A 23,565-nucleotide genomic window follows, 5' to 3' on the forward strand; every position below is an offset into this window, starting at 1 on the left:
GTGTCGATCCCTCAGGAAGGAAAGGCGAGTGATTTAATGGTTACCGGGACGACGGCTCCGCCAAACAACGGCAAACCAATGTCGATATAATCGCCAGTGCGGGTGACAACTTCGTCAATCACCGCAAGCTTGCGCTGCTCCATTTGTGGATAGAGCAGCATCCCCAACGCCTTGCCCAGATCCTGTTCCGCGACAACAATAAGCGGCTGTAGACCTGGGTTGCGTTGGGTAAAAAGATTCACTGCATTGATGACCAACTGCACGGTGGCGTAGCTGGTGGAAAGCTCCGGTGGAATAGCAAGCGCGTAGCTGTCTTGCGTGGCATTGAGGTCCATTAGCGCCAGCCCCTGTTGCCAGTTTTCAGCCAGTCCTTCGTGCCCGACAGGATGAACAACCGGAATATTGCGCAGCGGTAATGTCAGCTCATCAAGCCAGATGGTGCTACCCGAAAGCGAGAGTGTATGTGCACCAGCGCCAATTACGGTGGCACGAACGGTTTGATCGGGAACTTGTACCGGCAGCGAAGCAAATCCAGCATGGCGATGAATCGCCTGCGCCAGAAGCGGGCCAATATCACCAAAGATAAATGGTGTTTCTGGTGGCTGGCGGTAGCATTCCCCCACTCCACCAGACAGCGTGATCACATCAGCGGGCTTTCCAGCGGGCAGTGCATCCGTCATTAGCAGACGTTGCGCCAGTGGTGAAATCTCGCCTGCGATAACTTCATAAAGCAGTTGTGCCATGCGGTCTGCAACGACTTCAAGCTGTGCAGGGGTTAATGTTTTTTTACCTTCCCCGAACAGCTCATCGGCAATCCACTGCCCAGGGCGATGGATAAACGTGACGTTGCCGTGAGTGTCGGTTTCAAACAAGCGCCCACCCACATTCAGGCAAGCCGAGGCGACAACTTTACCGCCTTCGAACAGCACGTAGTTTGCCGTGCCGCCACCGATATCAATATTCATCACCCGGTTTAACTGACGCTGCGATAACGCCTGCGCTCCGGAGCCGTAACCAGCAATGACCGACTCAAGATGCGGCCCTGCGGTGGCGACAACAAAATCGCCCAGTCGCTGGGCTAGCGCCATCACGGCTGGCCGCGCGTTGCGGGTTTTAGCTGTTTCACCAGTGATAATAATGGCACCAGAATCGATTGTTTCAGGTGCAATGCCCGCAGCCTGATACTGCGCGAGGATAAGGTTTAATAGCTCGTCCTCACGCAGATGGCCGTCAACATCAACCGGGGTAAAGAACACCGGGCTTTGCCAGGTAATTTCACGTTTTACGAACTCATAGCGCGGCACCTGCGAAATAGCAGCCCGGTTCACCAGCGCAAGACAGGAGAAAATCACCTGTGTTGTCGTGGTACCGACATCAATACCCACGCTAATCAGTTCGCGGATTTTCACGATTGAGCCTCCACAGACGTAGCCACAACCTGTGCACTTTCTTCCTTAGGTACCAGCAGCATTGCGACACCAATCGCGGTCACGCCACCCACCAACTTGCCGACAATCATCGGGAAGATCATCGGTGACATATTGGCCGCAGCAAAGCCCAGGTGGTCGCCCAGTGCAAAAGCCGCCGAGACTGCAAACGCACAGTTGATGACTTTGCCACGCGCATCCATATTCTTCATCATGCCGTACATCGGGATATTATTAGCAAGTGTCGCCACCATGCCACCCGCTGCAATATTGTTAATTTTCAGCAAATTACCAACGCGCATTAGCGGTTTGTCAAACCAGCGAGTCAACAGCAGCACCATTGGGTAAGCGCCCAGTAACACGCAAGAAATCGAACCAATCACTTCGATAGCACGCATCACTTCGCCGGGTTTATCACCCTCACTCATAAAGATAGGATCAAGGCCTGGGATCAGTGTCCAGCCTACGAGGAACTTCACCACTGCTGCCGCAAGGCCAACAGTAATAATCGCGACGAGAATTTTGGCGAAAATCTGGAAGCCGTTAATCATTTTTTCGGGGATAAACTTCAGACCCAATGCCACCAGAACTGCCACGATCAGTACCGGGATCATATTGAGCAGAATCAGGCTCATAGTGAATTCAATCGGCTGCCCGTTCACTTCTACACCGGAATACATCGCCACCAGGCCACCGGCAATACAACCAATTGGGATCGTCACAATCCCCGCCAGCACGCCCAGCGCCAGATAACGCCGGTCGGAAGGTTCAATAATGCCCAGTGCTACAGGGATTGAGAACACGATGGTTGGCCCCATCATTGAACCGAGGATAAGCCCAGAGTATAGCCAGGCTGCTACATCGCCACCGGCCAGTTCTTTGGCGAGGAAGAAACCGCCCATATCACAAGCCAGCAGTGTTCCGGCGAACATCGAAGGGTTCGCGCCGAGCATTTCATAGAGCGGGATAATCACCGGGCCAAGCAGGTAAGCCAGAACCGGGGCCAGCGCAGTCATCCCGACCATCGCTAATCCCAGCGCGCCCATTGCCATGAAGCCCTCTTCAAACTGGCTGCCAGAACCGGAAATGCTTTTGCCGAGTTTGCCAAGCCCGACGAAACCGAGGATTTTTTCTGACCCGCCAAACTGAGTAAACACCCGGTCAACAGCGGCAATCAGCATAAAAATCATCATGATGTACATGATAATGTCGTTAATACCCATATCCCTTCTCCTTCGTCGCCTGCGGGCAGGCGGGTGTAATGTCCGTTCAGGCGTCCTGATACAGCGTGATAATCTGGGCTTCCGTCACAGTGCGTGGATTGGTGGTAATGCAAATGTCGCTCATGGCTGCGTGGGCAAAACCGGCAAAATCGGCATCACGCCCACCAGCGGCGCGTAAGCCGCTGCCAAGTTCAAGTTCATCAATCAGGTGTTCTACAAAAGCGATACTCTCGCTTGGCGCACAACATTTCCCCGTCAACGCGTGGCCAATTTCGCTATACGCTGTTTTGCAAACTAACTGATTAAACTTCATGACTGCGGGCAACATGATGGCGTTTGCCTTGCCATGTGGAATGCCGTATGCCGCGCCAATCTGGTGAGCCGTCGCGTGGCATAACCCTAGTCCCGCATTAGAAAACGCCATTCCCGCCATGTAAGACGCAAGCATCATCGCTTCACGCGCCACCAAATCATGCCCCTGCCCAACAGCTTGCGGTAACGCCTGACAGATGCTGTTAATCGCGCGATACGCAAGCCCACGAGTCAGCGGCGTACCATTACTTGCTACGTAGGCTTCAATAGCGTGGGTTAAGGCGTCGATTCCTGTTGCGGCGGTAATATGTGGCGGGACACCAAGCGTCAGGCAAGCATCAATAATCGCTAAGTCTGGGATCAGCATGGCGTGAACCAGCACCTGTTTACGGTGAGTTTGTGCCGCAATAATCACCGCAACATTGGTGGCCTCCGAGCCTGTTCCCGATGTAGTTGGAATAGCGATAAACGGCAGACGGCGATTGAGGCGTGTTCCGGCGACAAGACTTTCAAGGGGGAGCTCAGGATTAGTAGCAATAACGGCGACCACTTTTGCAGCATCCAGAACGGAACCGCCACCTAGTGCGACAATGCCATCACACTGGCAGCGGCTGATTTGTTCAACCGCCGCACCTATATCACTGTCGATAGGCTCACCCGACGGGCAAGACCAGATTTCATATGCGATGCCGCTATGTTTCAGATTACGTTCCAGAACATCAGTCATTCCAGCACGGTGTAACATGGCATCGACCATCACCAGAGGGCGATTAATACCGCGCTCGCGCAGCGCTTCACCACAACGCACCACCGCCCCCGGCCCCATAAACGTGGCGGGCGGAACAGCAAATTCACGCACGTTGCGAGCATTCATCATGTCCAGCGCCTGATATAGCGCGGATTGCATTTCTTCACTGTGCATGAGCACCCTCCACTTGTGCCATGCCGCACACCGCGATGGCTAATGGCGTCATAAAAATAGAATGAGGAGGAAGCTGAACGGTGATACCTGGAAAACGTTGGCGGAATAATTCTGCAACACCCGGTTGCATACAAGAACCACCCGCCAGCCAGAGTTGTTCGACGTCGTAACCTTCAATGTGGCGAGCAACAATGTCTGCCATTTTTTCGTAAACCGGACGAACCACCGGCCAGAGGCTGGCGTCGCTATTGCGCTTCATTTGTTCGGCGTCTTCCAGTGCAATGCGTTGATTACCTGCGAGCGTGAGGGAAATATGGTGCCCACCAGTCGCTTCATCCCCGGAGTAAATCACTTGCCCTTGTGACACAACTGCAATGCCGGTTGTGCCACCGCCAATATCCACCACTGCTGCTTTATCGAGCTGCAACATATCCGCAACGGCTGTCGGTTCATCCAGCACACGGCTCACTTCAAGCCCCGCAGACTCCAGCACGTTGACCGAAATTCGCGGGTCTGTTCCCGGCGGGAATGAGGTCGCGGCATGGCTAAACCGAAAGCCCAGTTGCTGCTCCAGCGTGTCGAGGTGGCGGCGCACTATCTGCACCGCACCAAAGAAATCCCACACCACGCCGTCACGAACTACATCGGCCCAGTCAAGGCAAACGGCAACGGGCTGGCAGTCGTTATCGACAACGAGCGACACCACATCGCAAGTGCCAAGATCGATACCCAGCCACAGCGGTTGCTGTACCGTTTGCGGTTGCCCGTTACACAGCAAAGACGCGTTGCTTAAACGGTCGTTGAGCCAGGTTTGCTCCGTGCGTGCCATTACTGCCTCCTTAAACGATGCGGAATCCATCTACCAGTACGCAACGACGCAGGCGCACAAAGGTTCTGGCTGATGTCACACCCTCACCGGTTGGCGTGGTGATGGTCATGGAAGTCCAGCCCTCGCCACCCAATCCCAGTCCGGCAATACAAGGGCCGTTCTTGACGAAAATACTGGTGTCGATGGCGTTCGCCATGGCATTCATATTGTCGATATTGCGTGAGTGCATGGCGGCGGTGTGATGGCAGCCACCTTCCAGTTTCACCGCAAGCGCAATGGCTTCGCTGACGTTTGCCACGCGGATCATCGGCAACACGGGCATCATCATCTCTGTTACAGCAAACGGATGACGCGCAGTGGTTTGTACCAGCAGCAAGCGTGTTTCAGAGGCAATGTTGAGGTCGATAGCTGCGGCAATTTTGGCAGCATCACGCCCGACCCAGTCACGGCAGACTTGCCCTTTACCTTGTTCATCAACATTTTTCAGTAGCACTGGTAGCAGTTTTTCGCCCTGTGCATCACTGAGTAAAACTGCGTGATTGCGCTGCATTTCTTCAAGCAGGGCGTCGGCCACGCTTTCCACCACAATCAGCACTTTCTCGTCAGCGCAGATGATGTTGTTATCGAATGAAGCGCCCTGCACGATGGCTTTTGCGGCGCGAGGAATGTCGGCAGTTTCATCCACTACGACCGGTGGATTACCCGCCCCCGCTGCAATTAAACGTTTGTTGGTGTGTTTGCGTGCAGCTTCTACCACCGCTTCACCGCCTGTCACCACCAATAAACCAATGCTGGGATATTTAAATAATCGCTGCGCGGTTTCGATATCAGGATTAAGCACCGTCACCAGTAAATTTGCTGGGCCACCTGCCGCAACGATGGCTTCGTTAAGCCAGGTGATAGTTTGCTGCGAGACTTTTTTTGCCGCCGGATGTGGAGCAAATACCACGCTATTTCCGGCTGAAATCATGCTGATGGCGTTGTTGATGACGGTCGCCGCAGGATTAGTAGAAGGTGTAACCGAGGCCACCACGCCCCACGGTGCATTCTCAATGAGTGTCAGGCCGTTATCACCCGTTAACACTTGAGGGGTCAGGCACTCAACGCCCGGAGTACCACGAGCCTGAGCAATATTCTTGGCGCATTTATCTGCAACACGGCCCATTCCGGTTTCCGCGACAGCCATTTCGGCAAGCTGTTGCGCATGTTGTTCGCCCGCCAGGCGAATTGCCGCAACGGCTTTCTGGCGCATCGCCACGCTGGTTAAGGCTTTTTGTGCGACACTGGCTGCCTGAACGGCGTCATCCAGTGAGGCAAAAACGCCTGCACCGCAAGGTGGGGTAACAGGTTCTGGCGCTGAGTTAGCGGCCATTCCTGCCAGCACGGCTTTCACCACCTGCTCAATTTGTTGCCTGTCCATGTCGTTCAATCCTCACTATTTATGGAAGATGATTTCTCTGTCCATGACCACTTCATCGACAATGCCTATCACGCACATGTCGACCGGAGAGGCTTCACTATGATGCGCACGGCGAGCGGAACTACCGCCCACCAGCAACACCCACTCGCCGTTTCCGGCACCAATGCTGTCGGTGGCTATTGCGCACTCGCCGCTCGGCTCACCCTGACGGTTTATCATCTCCACCATCAGCAACTTGTCGTGTTCAAGTCCGCTATGGCGGACTGTGCAAACGATTTGACCAATGACCATTGCCAGCTTCATGCTCGCCTCCGGACAAAATTCAGGTACAGCTATCCCGTGCCGCCCTGAGGCTGCCAGATTACTGAATTAAAGAAAGGTGACGTCCGGGGTGACGTCACCGGCTATCAATCGATAGTCTTGTCGCTACCCAGGCCTATCGGGAACACTTCTTCCAAATCGCCATGTGGACGTGGGATGACGTGAACGGAAACCAATTCGCCAATGCGTTGGGCTGCAGCAGCTCCGGCATCGGTTGCCGCTTTACAGGCCGCCACATCACCACGAACCATTGCTGTTACCAGCCCGCCGCCGATTTGTTTTACGCCAACCAGTTTGACGCGAGCCGCTTTGACCATCGCATCCGATGCTTCAATCACTGCTACCAAACCTCTGGTTTCGATCAGTCCTAGTGCTTCCATGATTTATTTCCTCTCACTCGGTTAAAAATCTAGTTTTATCCAGCTTCACTGTTTGCCCTCTCCCTGAGGGAGATGGTTGGGGTGAGGGTGGTTTGTGCCACCAGCACCAACTCAATAATTTCACGGGTACTGCATCCACGGGAAAGATCGTGCAAGGGCGCGCTTAACCCCTGAATCAACGGGCCGAGAGCGCGAAACCCTCCCAACCGTTGTGCAATCTTGTAGCCGATATTGCCTGCCTCAAGCGACGGGAATACCAACACATTCGCCTGCCCTGCCAGCACACTTTCAGGCGCTTTTTGCGCAGCAACCTGGGGAACAAAGGCCGCATCGAATTGCAATTCACCATCCACACACAGTTCAGGTGCTCGTTCACGCACGATGTCTGTTGCCTGTTGAACGGTGGCGACACAAGGGTGCCTGGCACTACCGTTGGTAGAAAATGACAACATGGCGACGCGAGCGGGTTGCCCGGTAATGGCCTGCCAGCTTTGCGCACTACTGATAGCAATATCAGCAAGCTGCACCGCGGTTGGTTGTGGCACTACGCTGCAGTCAGCAAATCCAAGAATCCGCTCCCCTTCGGGTGGCAGCATCAGAAACAGTGAGGAAAGCGTTTTAACGCCCGGTTGTAGTCCAATGACTTTTAACCCAGCACGCAAAACAGCTGCAGTTGATGAAATATTCCCCGCAATACACACATCAGCTTTCCCGGCTTTAACCATTGCGGCGGCAAACCAGAGAGGGTCACGCAAGCGTTCTGTTGCATCATCCGGAGTTTTGTCCCCCAGGCGCTGAGAAAGCTGCTGATGAAATTGCACCAGCCAGTCATGTGATGTTGCCGGATCAATAATATGTAGCCCATCGAGCGGCAGCCCCGCCGCGAGGGCGAAATGGCGTAAGGCAAACGGATTGGCCAGGATGATGGGTTGTGCCAGGCCATGATGTTGCATGTAATGCGCCGCTTCTATAACGCGAGCATCCTTCGCATCCGGGAAAACAACCCGGCGTGGCTGGTTTTGGGCCTGGCGGCGACAGCGATCAAGCAGCATGTTGGCCTCCTGCCAGGCGCCGTTGTAGCGCAGATGCATCCGGCCACTCTTTTTTCAGGCACAAGATCATCAGTACATAAACAGCACTCGAGAGGCGATTCAGCGCCTGCAACAAATCAGCTTTTTGTACGTGATAATCCACACCGATAAACACCGTTGCGGCACAAATTTCGGTTTCACGGATCTTGGTACGCAGAAGGTTGAGCAATGCCACATCACGCCCGTGAGCCGCATCTGGCACCAGATGATCATGCCCCAGATATTTCAGCGGTTGATGAGATAACCGATGTAAATCGTCAGCCGATAACCCAACGATTTGCTGTTCTGGTAGCGCCTGATCCAGAGCATCAGCACGCATGATATTCCCAAGCAAAGATCGGATATCTGCAAGCCAAAGTGCCGCGGTTTTATCAAACTCAGTTTGTAGCCACACCGCAGTAGCAATGGCGCTATCAAGGCTTGCGCGAAACGCCAGGCGAGGATCGTTTTTCGCCACAAATACCTGCGCATTGAGATGAGTTAGCGTGTCTGGTTTTTCCTTCACTTGCTGCTGGCACAGTTCACAATGGGCTACCTGCGCGACTGCCTCACTCGTCAAGCCATGAACTGGCTGTAACTGCTCCTGCGCTTCAACAAACAGCCGACCGTCGTCATCCTGGAATTTCACCAGTAAATGGCGAGCGTCAATCAACTCACGGGCAGATGGCGTCATACGGCTGTCAGCAGGTAGACGAATTTCGCTCCCTTCGCTGAGGGTATGGTTTGCCCGCAGCCAGTCTTCGGTGATGAAGGTGCTCATACGCGCCTCGCCTTAGCATTCCTGCCAGTTGGCAGGCCAGGCAACATAAAGAAAACGAACGTGCCCTGGGGTGCCAAATTCAATACTGGAGCCTTTCGGGATAAACATCACATCCCCGGCTTTGCCGATAAGCGTTTCGCCTTCGTGGCGAATATGTAATTCCCCTTCCAGTACCATATCGATTTCGTCGTAATTCAGTGTCCAGGGGAAAAAGCCGTTTTCCCACTGCATAAAACCCGCGGCCATGCTGCTGCCATCTGCGCCTGTCACCAGATCAGTTAGCCCAACGCACGGCTCTTGCGCACCATCGAAACGACCAAACTTTACCGAGCTGCCATCAATGACTTTAATTCCGCCCTTACCTGTGACAGCGTTGAAGCTGGGCTGCATTCCGGTGCTCGAACGGGTTTTCTGTTTCTGTTCTTGCTCAACTTTATCGATGAGTTGTGCCATCAGGCTTTCCGTGAACTTGCCTTCAGGTAACTGAGAGATGATTTCTTCACGAATACGCTGGCGTTCAGAACGAGGCGGCGTATTGTCTGCTGCCACCGGGCTCGCCCCCTCTTCGACTAAGGTTATCTCGAGTTGGTCGGCAACCACGCGGGCTTCGGGCGTGACAATCGACTCTTTTAGCACGAAAGCGATAGTTTTAAGGCCACGAGTCTGGGCTTCACGAACATCGTTTGCAGTAATCAGCTTTTTCATTGAACAGGTTCCTTCAGGCCTGCGACTTCGGCCAGATAATCCTCAAGTTGCCTGACGCTCTCAGCATCCAGGCTGTTCAGTGCAAATATTGGCGACGTAAATCCTGAGTCAATTAACATCGCCTGCGTTTGGGCAATATTTGCATCGGGCAAATCAATTTTGCTTATTACCGCAACCTGTTGCAGGTGCGGGTAAATATCCAGTAAACCGGCGGGAATACGGCACTGCGAATCATTGGCAGCATGGACATATATCAATAAATCCGCATCAATCAGGGTATTTATTAATGCACAATATAAACGTGGGTGACTGATAAATTCCCCCGGCGTATCAATATTCCCTGCATCGCTAAATTCAACCGACTGAGTTTTTCGCGCCAGTGAATAATTTCCCTGTAATGCGTTAAACAGCGTTGTTTTTCCCGCGCCCACGGTGCCGACAAAAACGATGCGTTTCATCAGGCCTAGCTCCGCGTCATGGTACAGACGGTATAGCTAAGAATGCTGCTCAGGCCGGTAATCGTTTGTTGTAATGCTTCTTCTACCGATCCGACCGAACCGTAAACCACCAGTGCGCCGCTAAATCTGTCCAGAAAACCTATTTGTACGCTGGCGGCTTTTGTGGCGAGATCACCTGCTATCATTGCCGTTTCACCGGGAGTCAGCGTCATAATGCCAATGGCTTCAGCGCCGGGCACACCTATTTTCTTTGCCAGTTCTTCGCCTGGGTGGGCAATTAAATGCGCCAGTGTTACCTGTTTTCCAGGAACAAATTCCTGAATAATGCGTTCCTTTTCCATTGTGCCTCCTGAAGAATTACCGCCATGCTGACAATAAACCGCAAAAGGGAATAACAAATTTCGGCAACTAATGGGGAAAGGTGAAGTGGATCACTCAATAAATACAGAAAAACATGGTTATTCATTTCAGGATGTAAATAAAAAGCGGCGGGATAATATCCCACCGCCATTATTATTTATTTTTAAATAATTCCAGGATCAGGCTATTTATCACACCACCGCGGTTGTTAAGCGCGATGTGCAACAAAGCCGCCCTTGCTCGTCGCTGATTTCGATTTGCCAGACCTGGTGCCTGCGCCCAACATGCACTGCAGTACAAACACCACGCACGATACCTTCACGCGCGGAACGCAGATGGTTGGCATTAACCTCAAGCCCGACAATTTTCTGCTCGCCTTCGGTACACAAGTACCCGGCCACAGAACCGAGTGTTTCAGCTAACACCACTGACGCACCGCCGTGCAACAGGCCAAATGGCTGGCGAGTGCGGTTATCAACCGGCATAGTGGCTTCCAGCTCGGTTTCTGTGATGCGGGTAAATACGATACCCACATGCTCCACCATATTGTCGGCGCCCATTTTATTAAGCGCATCCAGGTTTACTTCACGTCGCCAGATCATCCCATAATCTCCAGTAGTGCCTGTAGCGGATGGCGAACACCGTTGCCTTCCACACGTTTGACCTGGCTGCGGCAAGAATAGCCGGTTGCCAGGCAGCGTTGGCGCGGTAAGCGTTGCATTGCTTGATGCCAGGACAGCTCGTAAATCCCCAGGGAATTCGCATGGTTTTTGACTTCATGCCCATAGGTTCCCGCCATGCCGCAACAGCCAACGCTGACGTTTTCAAGTTTTGCGCCCAGGCGTGCAAATATCGCCGCCCACTGGTTTGGCGCAGTAGGTAGCGCGGTGACTTCGGTACAGTGACCAAACAGATACCACGACTCACCACCAACGCTTGTCATTTCACGGTTTTCCAACACAGCAGGCAACCATTCATGCACCAGTTGAACGTGGAAATCACCGCGTTCTTCACCGAGCGTCTGCTTATATTCGTCGCGATAGCAGAGCACCAGAGCCGGGTCGACCCCCACCATTGGCATTCCCAATTTCGCAATGCGGTTGAGGAATTCAGAGGTTTTACGTGCGGTACGGGCAAATTTTTGCAGAAAGCCTTTGATATGCTGCGCTTTACCATTGGGTGAAAACGGCAGCACCACCGACTCGTATCCCAGCTTTGTCACCAGACGTACAAAATCCGCCACTACTTGCGCATCGTAGTAACTGGTAAACGGGTCTTGCACTACCAGCACCGTTTTAGCTTTCTGCTCAGCGCTGTAGCTCTCAAGCTGTTCAAGTGTGGTATTTGCTGAGGTGTGCCCTACTAACTGCTGTTGCAACGATGGCGTTGAGAGCATTGGGAGATCGATCATGCCGATATGTTTAGCAGATAGATTGCGTACCCACGGCTGACTCATAAAGAAGTTGAAGGTCTTTGGCGCACGCGCCATTAACGGTGCGTAGCTTTCGACGGTTGCCACCAAATGGTCGCGCACCGGCCGCAAATAGCGGGTGTGATACAGCTGCAAGAAGCGAGAGCGGAATTCCGGCACGTCGATTTTAATTGGGCATTGCGTTGAACACGCTTTGCAGGCCAAACAACCCGACATCGCCTCTTTCACTTCATGAGAGAAATCATATTCGCCTTTACGGGCATGCCAGGTATTACGTGTACGTTCGATAAGCGTACGCAGGCTGGCGCGTTTTTCCGGCATCTGTTTTTCGAGTGCATCCGGGTCAACGCCACGATCGGCAAGCAAACGCAACCATTCACGAATTAACGTCGCCCGCCCTTTTGGCGAGTGAATACGGTTGCTGGTGATTTTCATCGACGGGCACATCGGGCTTTTCACATCGAAGTTAAAGCACAGACCATTGCCGTTACACTCCATTGCACCGCGCCATGAGGTGCGCACCGCAATCGGGATTTGCCTGTCGAAAGTACCGCGCTTCACAGCATCGACCTGCATCATTGGGTCATCCACACCTAACGGCGGGCAGATTTTCCCAGGGTTCAGGCGGTTGTTCGGGTCGAATACCGCTTTAATACGGCGTAACTCTTCATACAACGTTTCGCCAAAGAATGCCGGGCTGTATTCGGCACGGAAACCTTTACCGTGTTCGCCCCACAACAAACCGCCATATTTCGCGGTGAGCGCAACCACATCGTCAGAAATGCGCTTCATCAGCACTTCCTGATGCGGGTCAGTCATATCCAACGCAGGACGCACGTGTAAAACGCCCGCATCGACATGGCCGAACATGCCGTAACTCAGGTTATGGCTATCAAGCAACGCGCGGAACTCAGTGATGTAATCGGCCAAATGTTGCGGCGGTACACAGGTATCCTCCGCAAACGGGATGGGTTTTGCCTGCCCTTTCGCGTTACCCAGCAGGCCAACGGCTTTTTTGCGCATATTATAAATGCGCTCAATGCCTGCCAGTTCGCTACAAACCTGCCAGCCGATAACGCCGCCTTCGCCTTGTGAAATCAGCGAGTCGAGACGCTCACATAGTGAAGCAACCTGACCTTCGATGAGCTCGAGGTCATCACCGGCAAACTCCACGATATTCAGACCCAGCATCTCTTTGCCAGGAACGTCGGTGATTAATTCACTGACCGAATGCCAAACAATATCCTCACGCGCCAGGTTCAGGACTTTTGAATCGACGGTTTCGACGGAGAGCGCACGGGCTTCTACCATAAACGGCGCGTTACGCAGCGCAGAGTCGAAGGAGTCGTACTTGATATTCACCAGGCGACGCACTTTTGGCAGACGCGTGATATCCAGTTTCGCCTCGGTAATAAACGCCAGTGTGCCTTCTGAGCCGCAAAGAATACGTGTCAGGTCGAACTGCGAAAGATCGTCGTTGAAGACGTGGCGCAGATCGTAGCCGGTCAGGAAGCGGTTAAGTTTCGGGAATTTATCGATAATCAACTGGCGATGTTCGCGGCAACGCTCAAGCACCGTGCTATAAATCCTGCCGGTTGGGCTTTCATCGCGCCCCATTTCTTCAGCAAGCATTGTCGCCATCGGGTGCGTGTCGAGAATATCGCCTCCCAACAACACAGCACGAACGCCCATAACGTGGTCAGACGTTTTGCCGTAAACCAACGAACCTTGCCCTGAAGCATCGGTATTTATCATCCCGCCGAGCGTGGCGCGGTTACTGGTGGAAAGTTCCGGTGCGAAAAAATAACCGTACGGCTTCAGGTATTGGTTGAGCTGATCTTTAATCACGCCCGCTTCGACCCGCACCCAACCCTGCTCGGGGTTAATTTCAATGATGCGATTCATATAGCGCGACATATCGACAACGATGCCTTTGTTCAAAGACTGACCGTTAGTGCCGGTGCCGCCACCGCGTGGTGTGAAGACCAGAGTTTTGAAGCGTTCTTCAGAGGCCAGTCTGGCAAGTAATGCCACGTCTGCTGTAGAACGAGGGAATAACACCGCATCTGGCAACAGCTGATAAATACTGTTGTCAGTGGCCATGGTAAGCCTGTCAGCGTAGCTGGTGGCGGTATCGCCGGTAAAACCTTGTTGTTCCAGTGCCTGCAAAAAATTGAGCACCAATTGAACGAGTCCTGGTGCCTGAGAAATTTGTGGGATCATTGACTTTCCGACCCTGCCTGACGTTGTAAGAGTTGTGAGTTATCGTTTGCGTTTATTAATTCTAATACCCTAAATAATTCGAGTTGCGGGAAGGCGACAAGGCCGTAAGTCCCCAGGAGCATAGAATGCTATGTGACTGGGGCACACGGGTGCAGTCAACACACCTGCGGCTCGAATTATGACGGGTATTCGTTTTTAACACATTTTATTCAGACATTCCCGTCTGTTTTGTACCTGTCCAAAATCGAGGAAATACATCATCATTAACACATCCGCTTCGCGGTTTTAACGTGGCGTTTTGCCCGTTATCAGTAATTAAGGGATTTTATCTATGGTTAAAGTGAGTCAGCCAAAGGATCTGCTACAAATCCTGCTGTCGGTGTTGTTTATCTCGGTGATGATCATCGCCTGTTTGTGGATAGTCCGCCCATTTGTTCTTGGTTTTGCCTGGGCAGGTACAATTGTGCTCGCCACCTGGCCACTGATGCTCAAAGTTCAGAAATTATTGTGGGGAAAACGCTCGCTCGCCGTTCTGGTGATGACGCTATTGCTGTTGATGTTGTTTGTTATTCCGGTGGCGTTGCTGGTGAACAGCTTGGTGGATAACAGCGGCCCGGTTATTGATTGGGCCACCAAAGGCAATATGGAGTTACCGAAGTTTGAGTGGCTTAATACCATTCCGCTTATTGGCGACAAACTCTACGCAGGCTGGAATACACTGGTCGAGAGTGGTGGTAGTGCCATTATGGCGAAAGTGCGTCCATATATCGGCACCACAACAACCTGGTTCCTGGGCCAGGCGATACACGTAGGCAGTTTCCTGATGCATTGTGGTCTGATGCTGCTGTTTAGTGTGCTGCTGTATGCGAAAGGTGAAACGCTAGGCAATGGGATTCGCCACTTTGCATTCCGCCTCGCGGGAACGCGTGGTGATGCCGCTGTACTACTTGCAGGGCAAGCGATTCGCGCTGTAGCACTTGGTGTAGTTGTCACCGCACTGGTTCAGTCGGTTTTAGGTGGCGTGGGGCTTGCCATCTCCGGTATCCCAAATGCGACACTGCTAACCGTAGTGATGATGTTATGTTGCCTGGTGCAAATCGGCCCATTGCTGGTGCTGGTGCCGTCAATCGCCTGGTTGTACTGGACTGGTGATAACACCTGGGGCACGGTGCTGCTGGTATGGAGTTGCGTAGTCGGCACGATGGATAACTTTATCCGTCCGGTACTGATTCGTATGGGTGCGGACTTGCCGATGATCCTGATTCTTTCCGGCGTTATCGGTGGGTTGATTGCCTTTGGCATGATTGGCTTGTTTATCGGGCCAGTTCTACTTGCAGTCTCTTACCGTTTGATTTCGGTATGGATGCATGAGGCACCAGCGCCGCAGGATGACCCGAATGAAGTCGTCGAAGTCCTTGAAGAGCACGAATAAGTACACCACCTAAAACGAATGTTGCTCCTACAGTTGTAGGAGCAACATAACCAAACTGATTAACACTACTTATCAATTTCAGGCTTGAATCCCTCCCCAGAACTCCTTGATGCATCAAACATCCCGTAATGTGACCCCAACCGTTTACTTTCTATTAACTATTGAGACGAATCCGAGTGACGCTCCAGGATGAGATGCCTACTATTACTTCACGGCTATGAATCAACACATTGATTTATAAGCATGGAAATCCCCTGAGTGAAACAACGAATTGCTGTGTGTAGTCTTTGCCCATCTTCGATGGGCTTTTTTTTGCGTGCCGTTTTGCCCGTCATACTTCGCGCTACAGCAGCGTTGGCTACACTCGCTCACCCCAGTCACTTACTAAAGTAAGCTCCTGGGGATGACCTCCCTTGCCGCGTTGCTGTAGCCCGAATTATTTAGGGCATGCATTATTTAAGGCTCGAATTATTTAGGGCATGCATTAATTTCGGGATAATTTAAAACCTCGCAACGACTCACCATCCGCCACTTGCCGTTAATAACCCGCGTATCGCCGGTCACCCGCACAACGCCCGTGCTTCTGATATCGCCACTTGATGCGCCTACGCGGATTTCAAATTCGCCTGGTTCGACAACACGCTCCCCATTGCGGCGGGTGAAATTCAGCATATCGGTTGGAATGTTAAACGTGAGTCGTGCGCTGCTACTCGGCTCAAGATGCACGCGCTGGAACGCTTTGAGTTCCTGAACAGGGCGCACCATTGACGCCACTTTGTCATGAACATATAGCTGGACTACTTCGCTGCCTGCTACCGTTCCGCTGTTGCTGACGGTAATACTCGCACTCACCACACCGTTCTCATTGGGAATCTCATTACTGGCAATTTGCAGCGCCCCATAACTGAATTCAGCCCATGTTTTACCGAAACCGAACGGGTATCGGGCGCCAAAGTGGAAGGCAAATGGCGTACCACCACTCTTCAGTTTATGGTTGTAGTAATACGGCATTGCCCCGGCGCTTTTAGGAATGGACACCACCAGGCGGCCGCCAGGTTCTGCACGCCCGGTAATAATATCGGCAATTGCATGGCCGCCCTCTTGCCCTGGAGCCCAGGCCATCAATAGCGCAGCAACGTTATCTTCCTGGCCGCCTAAGTTGTACGGGCGCCCTCCAGTCATCACCACGATCACCGGTTTGCCGGTAGCAACCAATGCATCGAGTAGTTGTTGCTGCACGCCCGGTAGTTCCAGGCTGTCAGTATCTGAACCTTCGCCGACTGTTCCGCTCTGGAATAAGCCGGATAAATCTCCCACGCACAGCACCACAACATCGCTTTGATCAGCGGTTTTCACGGCGTCCGGAATCAGCGAGGTATCATGTGAAACCGGAGAGGCTTGCATCGGTTTTCCACCGCTGTCACCGGGGAAAACTGGCGCGCCAGCCATGCGTTTTTCGATGATGTGGCAGCCTTTGGCATAACGCACGTTATCGCGACCAAGTTGCCGTTGAAGGGCGTCTAATGGCGTGGTGACTTGCGATGTTTGTTCAAGCATATCGCTGATAATCAGATGCACCGGGAAGCTATAGCCGCTCAGCAGCGCGAGCGGGTCATCAGCCGTCGGGCCAATCACCGCCACGCGCGGGTACCCTTTCAACGGTAATATGCCGTCGTTTTCAAGCATCGTGATTGAACGTGTCGCCACCTCACGCGCAATCTGTACGGTAGATTCACTTTGCAGCACGACACCGTTTTCATCGCGATAAGGGTGCTCAAATAAGCCCAGCCGGAACTTCTCTTTTAGTACGCGAGAGACAATCTCATCGATTTTTTGCATCGTGATGAGGCCGCGTTCTACCGCTTCAGAGAGATGGCGCGCGCAATCATCTTTTGGTAATTCCACATCCAGACCGGCATTAAACGCCAGCGCCGCAGATTCCGCTGCATCATGTGAAATACCATGATGTTGATGCAACAGACTCACACCGCCGTAATCCGCCACAATCAGGCCGTCAAAGCCCCATTGCTCGCGCAAAATTGTGGTCATTAAGAATTCGTCAGAATGCCCTGGCTGATTATCAATATCGTGATAAGCCGGCATGACCGAACCGGCATTTGCGAGCTTCACCGCCATCTCAAATGGCAGCAGGAAGGTATCGTTTAGCTCGCAAAAACCCAGGTGAACCGGGGCGTGATTGCGCGCACCTTCGCTAAATGAGTGACCAACATAATGTTTGAGCGTGGCGAGCACAGAGCGTTTTTCACCCTGCAAACCTTTGACGTAATGTGTCGCCATCATGCCCACAAGCCACGGGTCTTCACCGAATGTCTCTTCCGTGCGCCCCCAACGTACATCGCGCGAAACATCCAGCACCGGAGCCAACCCCTGATGGCAGCCAGTTGAACGCGCTTCTTCGCCAATCGCAGCAGCCGCGCGCTCAATCAGATCCAAATCCCACGTCGAGCCATAGTTAAGTGATGACGGAAATAAGGTGGCATCTTTGCACAATAGGCCCACCAGACACTCTTCATGAAACAGCGCCGGAATGCCCAGCCGCGTTTCTTCTACCAGTGTTTTCTGTAAGCGGTTAGCGGCACGCACGCCCTCTTTAGCATCAACAATGTGGGTTCCCAGTGGCCGGGTAATTTGCCCCACACCCAGTTTGAGCCGTTCGGCAAGTGCAGATTGTTCTGTCACCCCTGAAAATTCATCGCTTAAATCTGTGCGCTCCCGGTGGTTACCATCGCTCGATAAAATCAGCCAGTACGCATGCATTTGGGCAAATTTTTCTTCCGGCGTCATGCGTGACATCAGGTCAGCGACACGTTCATCTACCGGGCGGCGAGCATCCTGATAAATTGCAGGCATAATATTCCCCTTTCGAGTTCAGCCATCCGCGACACTGTTCGCGGAGATGATTTTTAATCATCAATATGGGTGATGAGTGCGGGTGCAAACAATTGCCAGAATAACCTGCAAGATTACGTTTTTTGGTTTTAAGTGATAAATGTGATGGGTTTCAAAAATATCCATGAAATAAAACCTATTCACGACGAGGAGAATCAAATAAGAGATAACTCCGTCACAGTTGGTAAGAAACATAAAACACAAATAAAAAATTACAATACTCATCTTAACTTTCACCACATATAACTAAGGGCATATTCCGGCTCTTAATAAAGGTGAATGTATGTCGGTGTTAACTGAAAAAATTACCATCAAAGAAAAACTGGGTTTTGGGCTGGGCGATGCGGCAAGTCACATTGTCTTTGACTCTTCCGTTGCTATTCTCGCTTATTTTTATACCAATATTTATGGTTTACCCCCTGCGGTCATGGGGACTCTATTTTTACTCGTCAGAGTACTGGACGCGATTACTGACCCTATTATGGGTGCGATTGCCGACCAGACAAAAAGCCGCTGGGGGCGCTTCCGCCCATGGTTATTGATTATCTGTATCCCGTTTGCAGTCAGCTGTGTGCTGGTTTATTCAACGCCTGATTTTGAGCAAACCGGTAAAATTGTCTACGCCGTATTTGCGTATATATTCATGACGCTAATGTACACCGCGATCAATATCCCTTATTGCTCATTAGGTGCTGCGATTACTTCTGACCCTCAGGAAAATCTTTCCCTGCAATCATGGCGTTTTGCCATTGCGCCAATCGGCGGTGCGATGGGTACGGCGCTGATTCTGCCACTGGCTGATTTCATCTCCCCAACTGACAGAGCTACGGGTATGCAGTGGGCAATGGGCATCTTCGGTGTAATCGGCTGTATCATGTTCCTGGTCTGTTTTTTCACTACTCGCGAACGAATTACGCCAGTGAAAGAAGAAAACCTGAATATTATGCGCGACGTAAAAGTTTTATTAAAAAACGATCAGTGGCGTATTTTGTCTGTTTATAACCTTGCGATGTTGTGCGGTGTCGTCGTTCGCGGGAGTTTACTGGTCTATTTCGTACAATATATCCTTAATCAGGGCAGTGGCATTATTTCGATGTTCATGCTTGCCACGACTATCGCTGCCGTATTCGGCAGTTTATTTGCAAAGCATCTCGGTAGCTGGATGTGTAAAATTCGCGCCTCCATTTGGGTGAACGTGTTAAGCGCATTAATCGGTTTATTGTTCCTCGTACTGCCGACAAACTACTGGGTGCCCGCATTCATCGTGCATATTGCCCTTAATATATTGCAGGGTATAAATGCCCCTCTGCAATGGTCAATGATTACCGATGCTAATAACTACGGTGAATGGAAAACTCAGCGTCGAATTACCGGAATGAACGTCGCGGCGAATATATTTATTATTAAATTAGGTGTGGCGATTGGTGGTGCATTAACCGGATGGGGTCTGGCCTGGTTTGGTTATCAGGCAGGTGTAGAGCAACAATCAGCTGAAGCCGTCCGTGGTGTATTGATTCTGTTTACCGTACTACCGGCAATTTTCTACATCATTACGGCTATTTCGATTCACTATTACAAACTTACCGAAGAGAGAATGAACAGTATTGTGGGTGATTTGCGAATGGGTAAATTCCAGAGCGAAAGCGGAGTTACCGGAGTAATGACACCGAAAGCATTATGATAAAAAAGGCTCCTCAGCAATGAGGAGCCTTACTATGATGAATATTAATTATTTTTGAGATTCCGCCAGACTTAACCAGGTTTGCACCACCGTATCCGGGTTCAGGGAAAGACTATCGATCCCCTCTTCCATCAACCAGGCAGCAAAATCTTCATGGTCAGATGGGCCCTGGCCACAAATACCCACATATTTACCCTGCTTCTTCGCTGCTTTAATCGCCATCGACAGCAGTGCTTTCACCGCGTCGTTGCGCTCGTCAAACAGTTCAGAAACCACACCAGAGTCGCGGTCCAGCCCCAGCGCCAGCTGAGTCATGTCGTTTGAACCAATGGAGAAACCATCAAAATATTGCAGGAACTCATCTGCCAGCAAGGCGTTAGATGGGATCTCACACATCATGATAATTTTCAGTCCGTTCTCACCGCGTTTCAGCCCCTGGCGTTCCAGTTCTTCAACCACCGCTTTGGCCTGCGCCACAGTTCGCACAAACGGCACCATTACTTCGACGTTAGTCAGGCCCATGTCGTTACGTACCCGTTTCATTGCAGCACATTCCAGCGCGAAACAGTCGCGGAAGCTGTCAGCCACGTAACGGCCTGCGCCACGGAAACCAAGCATCGGGTTTTCTTCATGCGGCTCGTAACGCTCGCCGCCCACCAGGTTGGCGTATTCGTTAGATTTAAAATCAGAAAGACGCACGATAACGCGCTTCGGCCAGAATGCCGCGCCGAGTGTCGCAATCCCTTCCGTCAGGCGACCGACGTAAAATTCAACCGGGTCGTCATAACCTTTCATCAAATCGCTAATTTCTTTTTGCAACGCAGGCTCTTGCTGTTCAAATTCCAGCAGCGCACGCGGGTGCACGCCAATCATGCGGTTGATGATAAATTCCAGACGCGCCAGCCCCACGCCTTCGTTCGGCAGGCAGGCAAAATCAAATGCGCGATCCGGGTTACCGACGTTCATCATGATTTTCAGCGGCAAATCCGGCATGGTATCGACCGTAGAACTTTTGATGCTGAAATCCAGCAGTTCCTGGTAGACATAACCGGTATCCCCTTCGGCGCAGGAAACCGTCACGTTCTGGTCTTCGCTCAGGCGTTCTGTCGCGTCACCGCAACCCACTACCGCTGGAATACCCAATTCACGGGCGATAATCGCCGCGTGACAGGTGCGCCCACCGCGGTTGGTGACAATTGCCGCCGCCTTTTTCATGATTGGTTCCCAGTCCGGGTCAGTCATGTCGGTGACTAAAACATCACCTGGCTGAATGCGGTTCATCTCACTGATGTCATGAATGACTTTGACCGGACCGGCACCGATGCGATGGCCGATGGCACGTCCTTCAGCAATGATTTTTCCCTGGGAATGCAGCTGGTAACGCTCCATCACCTGACCCTGAGAACGCACGGTTTCCGGGCGAGCCTGGACGATAAACAGCTTGCCGGTGTGCCCATCTTTGGCCCATTCGATATCCATCGGGCGGCCGTAGTGTTTCTCAATTTGCACCGCCTGCTTCGCCAGTTCCTGCACCTCTTCAGGCGTGATAGAGAACTGGTCGCGGTCGGCTTGCGGTACATCTTCAATACGCACCTGCTTGCCATGCTCCTGGCTTGGAGCATAAACCATGCGGATTTTCTTCGAGCCCATATTGCGGCGCACAATCGACGGTTTGCCGGCAGCAAGCGTAGGCTTATGAACGTAGAATTCGTCAGGGTTAACAGCACCCTGCACCACCATTTCACCCAAGCCATAAGCGGAGGTGATAAACACCACCTGGTCAAAACCGGATTCAGTGTCGATGGAGAACAGCACACCGGATGATGCGAGATCTGAACGCACCATGCGCTGCACGCCAGCCGAGAGCGCAACGCCACGGTGGTCGTAACCCTGATGAACGCGATACGAAATAGCGCGGTCGTTAAACAGGGAAGCAAAGACGTGTTTCACGGCAACCAGCACCGCGTCATAACCTTGTACGTTGAGGAAAGTTTCTTGTTGTCCGGCAAACGACGCATCGGGCATATCTTCGGCGGTTGCAGAAGAACGCACGGCAAAAGAGGCATCTGCATCGTCTGAAGAAAGCTGTTCGTAGGCATCATGGATGGCTTTTTCAAACTCAGGCTGGAATGGCGTATCAATTATCCACTGGCGGATTTGGGCACCGGCTTTGGCAAGCTCAGTCACATCATCAATATCCGTTTTATCCAGTAATTCATAGATACGCTGGTTCACGCCACTTTGGTCAAGAAACAAGTTAAATGCTTCGGCCGTGGTGGCAAAACCATTCGGCACGGAAACACCCATACCTGAAAGGTTAGTAATCATTTCACCCAGAGAGGCATTTTTGCCCCCGACCCTGTCTACATCATTCATGCCGAGTTGGTTGTACCAAAGCACCAGCGGTGACGAGTTGGACATCGAAACAATCCTTTTGTGATATATGAATGAGAAATACATTACCTCCCTTTTAGATTGGCATAATTAGATGAGGGAATAAAACAGGTGAATCGTTCAAGCAAAATAAAAATTTGAATTTTTCAGATATATTTACATATTGCCTAACTTGTTGATTCTTAATTTAATCCCTATATTAATAAAGGTTTATTGAGATAAGTAAAAATGAACCGGGCATTTCATTAAAAATAAAAACTACGTTTCAGTTTTAAAAATGAAATGAGATTGATCCAGAATGGAAGGTTTTAATTTATGCTTCAGCCTATGTGAAATATTTCAGGAAAAAAAATGGATAACTCAGCAGACAGGCAAGTTTTTTATATCTCCGATGGCACCGCAATTACCGCCGAAGTCCTTGGACACGCGGTTATGTCACAGTTTCCTGTTGCCATTAACAGCATCACGCTGCCGTTTGTTGAAAACGAAAGCCGGGCCAATGCGGTGAAAGAACAAATCAATGCCATTTATCAACAATCTGGCGTGCGCCCATTAGTGTTCTACTCCATCGTTTTACCGGTCATTCGCGACATTATTTTGCAAAGTGAAGGTTTTTGTCAGGATATTGTGCAAGCGCTGGTTGCCCCTTTGCAGCAAGAATTAAAACTTGAACCCACGCCGATTGCTCACCGAACTCACGGTCTTAATCCCGGGAATTTAATCAAATATGATGCGCGTATCGCCGCCATTGATTACACACTCGCTCATGATGACGGCATTTCAATGCGCAACCTCGATCAGGCACAGGTGATTTTACTGGGTGTTTCGCGCTGCGGAAAAACACCCACCAGCTTGTACCTCGCTATGCAGTTTGGTATTCGCGCCGCAAACTACCCGTTTATTGCCGACGATATGGATAACATTCAGCTGCCAGCGGTACTTAAGCCTTTGCAACATAAGCTCTTTGGTTTGACGATCAACCCGGAGCGCCTTGCGGCAATCCGTGAAGAACGCCGGGAAAACAGCCGTTATGCCTCGATGCGCCAGTGCCGTCTGGAAGTGGCGGAAGTCGAAGCACTGTTTCGCAAGAACCAGATTCGCTACCTGAACAGCACTAATTATTCGGTTGAGGAAATGGCGACCAAGATTCTGGACATCATGGGACTGAATCGTCGTATGTACTAACAAACTAGTTCACAAGTTCAATTTTGTATGTCAGGCTGTACGCAATCTGGTGGTAACGATTCAGTTTTACGGTTGAATTCAACATAGATTGGTTTATCGT

General features: G+C 51.6%; 19 protein-coding genes and 1 other RNA gene. 4 read left to right on the forward strand and 16 right to left on the reverse strand.

Annotated features, from left to right (window positions below):
- Positions 1 to 11: 11 nt before the first annotated feature.
- From eutA to EDF88_RS04210, 14 genes are all read right to left on the reverse strand, one after another.
- Positions 12 to 1,409, reverse strand: coding sequence for an ethanolamine ammonia-lyase reactivating factor EutA (gene eutA, locus EDF88_RS04145; protein WP_134183075.1), 1,398 nt, complete (start codon positions 1,407 to 1,409; stop codon positions 12 to 14).
- Positions 1,406 to 2,650 carry an ethanolamine utilization protein EutH gene (gene eutH, locus EDF88_RS04150; RefSeq protein ID WP_134183077.1) on the reverse strand — a complete coding sequence of 415 codons (1,245 nt, stop codon included), beginning with the start codon at positions 2,648 to 2,650 and terminating at the stop codon, positions 1,406 to 1,408. The genes eutA and eutH overlap by 4 nt, the downstream gene beginning before the upstream one ends.
- Positions 2,651 to 2,696: 46 nt before the next feature.
- Complete coding sequence (locus EDF88_RS04155) at positions 2,697 to 3,884, reverse strand: iron-containing alcohol dehydrogenase (protein ID WP_134183079.1); 1,188 nt, start codon at positions 3,882 to 3,884, stop codon at positions 2,697 to 2,699.
- Positions 3,874 to 4,713, reverse strand: a complete 840-nt coding sequence (gene eutJ / locus EDF88_RS04160) for an ethanolamine utilization protein EutJ (protein ID WP_134183081.1) — start codon at positions 4,711 to 4,713, stop codon at positions 3,874 to 3,876. Before eutJ ends, EDF88_RS04155 begins: the two co-directional genes overlap by 11 nt.
- A gap of 10 nt (positions 4,714 to 4,723) precedes the next feature.
- A complete protein-coding gene (locus tag EDF88_RS04165) occupies positions 4,724 to 6,133 on the reverse strand; it encodes an aldehyde dehydrogenase family protein (RefSeq protein WP_134183083.1) in 1,410 nt (469 codons plus the stop codon).
- Between the two features lie 15 nt (positions 6,134 to 6,148).
- On the reverse strand, positions 6,149 to 6,436 hold the full coding sequence (gene eutN / locus EDF88_RS04170) for an ethanolamine utilization microcompartment protein EutN (protein WP_134183085.1): 288 nt from the start codon (positions 6,434 to 6,436) through the stop codon (positions 6,149 to 6,151).
- A gap of 104 nt (positions 6,437 to 6,540) precedes the next feature.
- A complete protein-coding gene (gene eutM / locus EDF88_RS04175) occupies positions 6,541 to 6,834 on the reverse strand; it encodes an ethanolamine utilization microcompartment protein EutM (RefSeq protein WP_034455942.1) in 294 nt (97 codons plus the stop codon).
- Between the two features lie 35 nt (positions 6,835 to 6,869).
- Entirely contained in the window at positions 6,870 to 7,886 is a 1,017-nt protein-coding gene (gene pta, locus EDF88_RS04180; protein WP_134183087.1) for a phosphate acetyltransferase, read from the reverse strand.
- A complete protein-coding gene (gene eutT / locus EDF88_RS04185; RefSeq protein WP_134183089.1) occupies positions 7,876 to 8,685 on the reverse strand; it encodes an ethanolamine utilization cob(I)yrinic acid a,c-diamide adenosyltransferase EutT in 810 nt (269 codons plus the stop codon). Before eutT ends, pta begins: the two co-directional genes overlap by 11 nt.
- 12 nt (positions 8,686 to 8,697) lie before the next feature.
- The gene (gene eutQ / locus EDF88_RS04190; RefSeq protein WP_134183091.1) at positions 8,698 to 9,390 is read right to left on the reverse strand and encodes an ethanolamine utilization acetate kinase EutQ; all 693 of its coding nucleotides are present in this window, start codon (positions 9,388 to 9,390) and stop codon (positions 8,698 to 8,700) included.
- On the reverse strand, positions 9,387 to 9,848 hold the full coding sequence (gene eutP / locus EDF88_RS04195) for a EutP/PduV family microcompartment system protein (protein ID WP_134183093.1): 462 nt from the start codon (positions 9,846 to 9,848) through the stop codon (positions 9,387 to 9,389). Before eutP ends, eutQ begins: the two co-directional genes overlap by 4 nt.
- 5 nt (positions 9,849 to 9,853) lie before the next feature.
- Complete coding sequence (eutS, locus tag EDF88_RS04200) at positions 9,854 to 10,189, reverse strand: ethanolamine utilization microcompartment protein EutS (RefSeq protein WP_134183095.1); 336 nt, start codon at positions 10,187 to 10,189, stop codon at positions 9,854 to 9,856.
- Between the two features lie 210 nt (positions 10,190 to 10,399).
- The gene (menI, locus tag EDF88_RS04205; protein ID WP_134183097.1) at positions 10,400 to 10,810 is read right to left on the reverse strand and encodes a 1,4-dihydroxy-2-naphthoyl-CoA hydrolase; all 411 of its coding nucleotides are present in this window, start codon (positions 10,808 to 10,810) and stop codon (positions 10,400 to 10,402) included.
- Positions 10,807 to 13,863 carry an FAD-binding and (Fe-S)-binding domain-containing protein gene (locus tag EDF88_RS04210; RefSeq protein ID WP_134183099.1) on the reverse strand — a complete coding sequence of 1,019 codons (3,057 nt, stop codon included), beginning with the start codon at positions 13,861 to 13,863 and terminating at the stop codon, positions 10,807 to 10,809. The genes menI and EDF88_RS04210 overlap by 4 nt, the downstream gene beginning before the upstream one ends.
- 331 nt (positions 13,864 to 14,194) lie before the next feature.
- On the opposite strand from EDF88_RS04210, the gene ydiK reads away from it, so the two are divergent.
- Together ydiK and rprA are read left to right on the forward strand one after the other, a co-directional pair.
- On the forward strand, positions 14,195 to 15,295 hold the full coding sequence (gene ydiK, locus EDF88_RS04215; protein ID WP_064518327.1) for an AI-2E family transporter YdiK: 1,101 nt from the start codon (positions 14,195 to 14,197) through the stop codon (positions 15,293 to 15,295).
- 211 nt (positions 15,296 to 15,506) lie between these two features.
- An RNA gene (gene rprA / locus EDF88_RS04220) (antisense sRNA RprA) lies at positions 15,507 to 15,611 on the forward strand.
- Between the two features lie 152 nt (positions 15,612 to 15,763).
- On the opposite strand, the gene EDF88_RS04225 is transcribed toward rprA, so the two are convergent.
- Complete coding sequence (locus EDF88_RS04225) at positions 15,764 to 18,166, reverse strand: glycoside hydrolase family 3 N-terminal domain-containing protein (protein ID WP_134183101.1); 2,403 nt, start codon at positions 18,164 to 18,166, stop codon at positions 15,764 to 15,766.
- 322 nt (positions 18,167 to 18,488) lie between these two features.
- Here EDF88_RS04225 and EDF88_RS04230 point away from each other — a divergent pair, with 322 nt between their 5' ends.
- On the forward strand, positions 18,489 to 19,886 hold the full coding sequence (locus EDF88_RS04230) for a glycoside-pentoside-hexuronide (GPH):cation symporter (RefSeq protein WP_134183103.1): 1,398 nt from the start codon (positions 18,489 to 18,491) through the stop codon (positions 19,884 to 19,886).
- Positions 19,887 to 19,934: 48 nt separating this feature from the next.
- Here EDF88_RS04230 and ppsA read toward each other — a convergent pair whose 3' ends face one another.
- On the reverse strand, positions 19,935 to 22,346 hold the full coding sequence (ppsA, locus tag EDF88_RS04235) for a phosphoenolpyruvate synthase (RefSeq protein WP_134183105.1): 2,412 nt from the start codon (positions 22,344 to 22,346) through the stop codon (positions 19,935 to 19,937).
- A gap of 285 nt (positions 22,347 to 22,631) precedes the next feature.
- Between ppsA and EDF88_RS04240 the strand changes: the two genes are divergently transcribed.
- Positions 22,632 to 23,465, forward strand: coding sequence for a pyruvate, water dikinase regulatory protein (locus tag EDF88_RS04240; protein ID WP_064518316.1), 834 nt, complete (start codon positions 22,632 to 22,634; stop codon positions 23,463 to 23,465).
- The last annotated feature ends 100 nt before the right edge of the window (positions 23,466 to 23,565 follow it).

The organism is Buttiauxella sp. BIGb0552 (genome assembly GCF_004366275.1).
GTDB classification, from domain to species: Bacteria; Pseudomonadota; Gammaproteobacteria; order Enterobacterales; family Enterobacteriaceae; genus Buttiauxella; species Buttiauxella gaviniae.

Bases quoted from the DNA above. Each gene is read 5' to 3' on its own strand.
- eutT (WP_134183089.1), bottom strand. From the start codon at position 8,685: ATGAGCACCTTCATCACCGAAGACTGGCTGCGGGCAAACCATACCCTC.
- eutJ (WP_134183081.1), bottom strand. From the start codon at position 4,713: ATGGCACGCACGGAGCAAACCTGGCTCAACGACCGTTTAAGCAACGCG.
- ppsA (WP_134183105.1), bottom strand. From the start codon at position 22,346: ATGTATTTCTCATTCATATATCACAAAAGGATTGTTTCGATGTCCAAC.
- eutS (WP_134183095.1), bottom strand. From the start codon at position 10,189: ATGGAAAAGGAACGCATTATTCAGGAATTTGTTCCTGGAAAACAGGTA.
- eutH (WP_134183077.1), bottom strand. From the start codon at position 2,650: ATGGGTATTAACGACATTATCATGTACATCATGATGATTTTTATGCTG.
- EDF88_RS04165 (WP_134183083.1), bottom strand. From the start codon at position 6,133: ATGGACAGGCAACAAATTGAGCAGGTGGTGAAAGCCGTGCTGGCAGGA.
- ydiK (WP_064518327.1), top strand. From the start codon at position 14,195: ATGGTTAAAGTGAGTCAGCCAAAGGATCTGCTACAAATCCTGCTGTCG.
- eutN (WP_134183085.1), bottom strand. From the start codon at position 6,436: ATGAAGCTGGCAATGGTCATTGGTCAAATCGTTTGCACAGTCCGCCAT.
- menI (WP_134183097.1), bottom strand. From the start codon at position 10,810: ATGATCTGGCGACGTGAAGTAAACCTGGATGCGCTTAATAAAATGGGC.
- eutP (WP_134183093.1), bottom strand. From the start codon at position 9,848: ATGAAACGCATCGTTTTTGTCGGCACCGTGGGCGCGGGAAAAACAACG.
- EDF88_RS04240 (WP_064518316.1), top strand. From the start codon at position 22,632: ATGGATAACTCAGCAGACAGGCAAGTTTTTTATATCTCCGATGGCACC.
- eutM (WP_034455942.1), bottom strand. From the start codon at position 6,834: ATGGAAGCACTAGGACTGATCGAAACCAGAGGTTTGGTAGCAGTGATT.
- EDF88_RS04155 (WP_134183079.1), bottom strand. From the start codon at position 3,884: ATGCACAGTGAAGAAATGCAATCCGCGCTATATCAGGCGCTGGACATG.
- eutQ (WP_134183091.1), bottom strand. From the start codon at position 9,390: ATGAAAAAGCTGATTACTGCAAACGATGTTCGTGAAGCCCAGACTCGT.
- pta (WP_134183087.1), bottom strand. From the start codon at position 7,886: ATGCTGCTTGATCGCTGTCGCCGCCAGGCCCAAAACCAGCCACGCCGG.
- EDF88_RS04225 (WP_134183101.1), bottom strand. From the start codon at position 18,166: ATGCCTGCAATTTATCAGGATGCTCGCCGCCCGGTAGATGAACGTGTC.
- EDF88_RS04230 (WP_134183103.1), top strand. From the start codon at position 18,489: ATGTCGGTGTTAACTGAAAAAATTACCATCAAAGAAAAACTGGGTTTT.
- EDF88_RS04210 (WP_134183099.1), bottom strand. From the start codon at position 13,863: ATGATCCCACAAATTTCTCAGGCACCAGGACTCGTTCAATTGGTGCTC.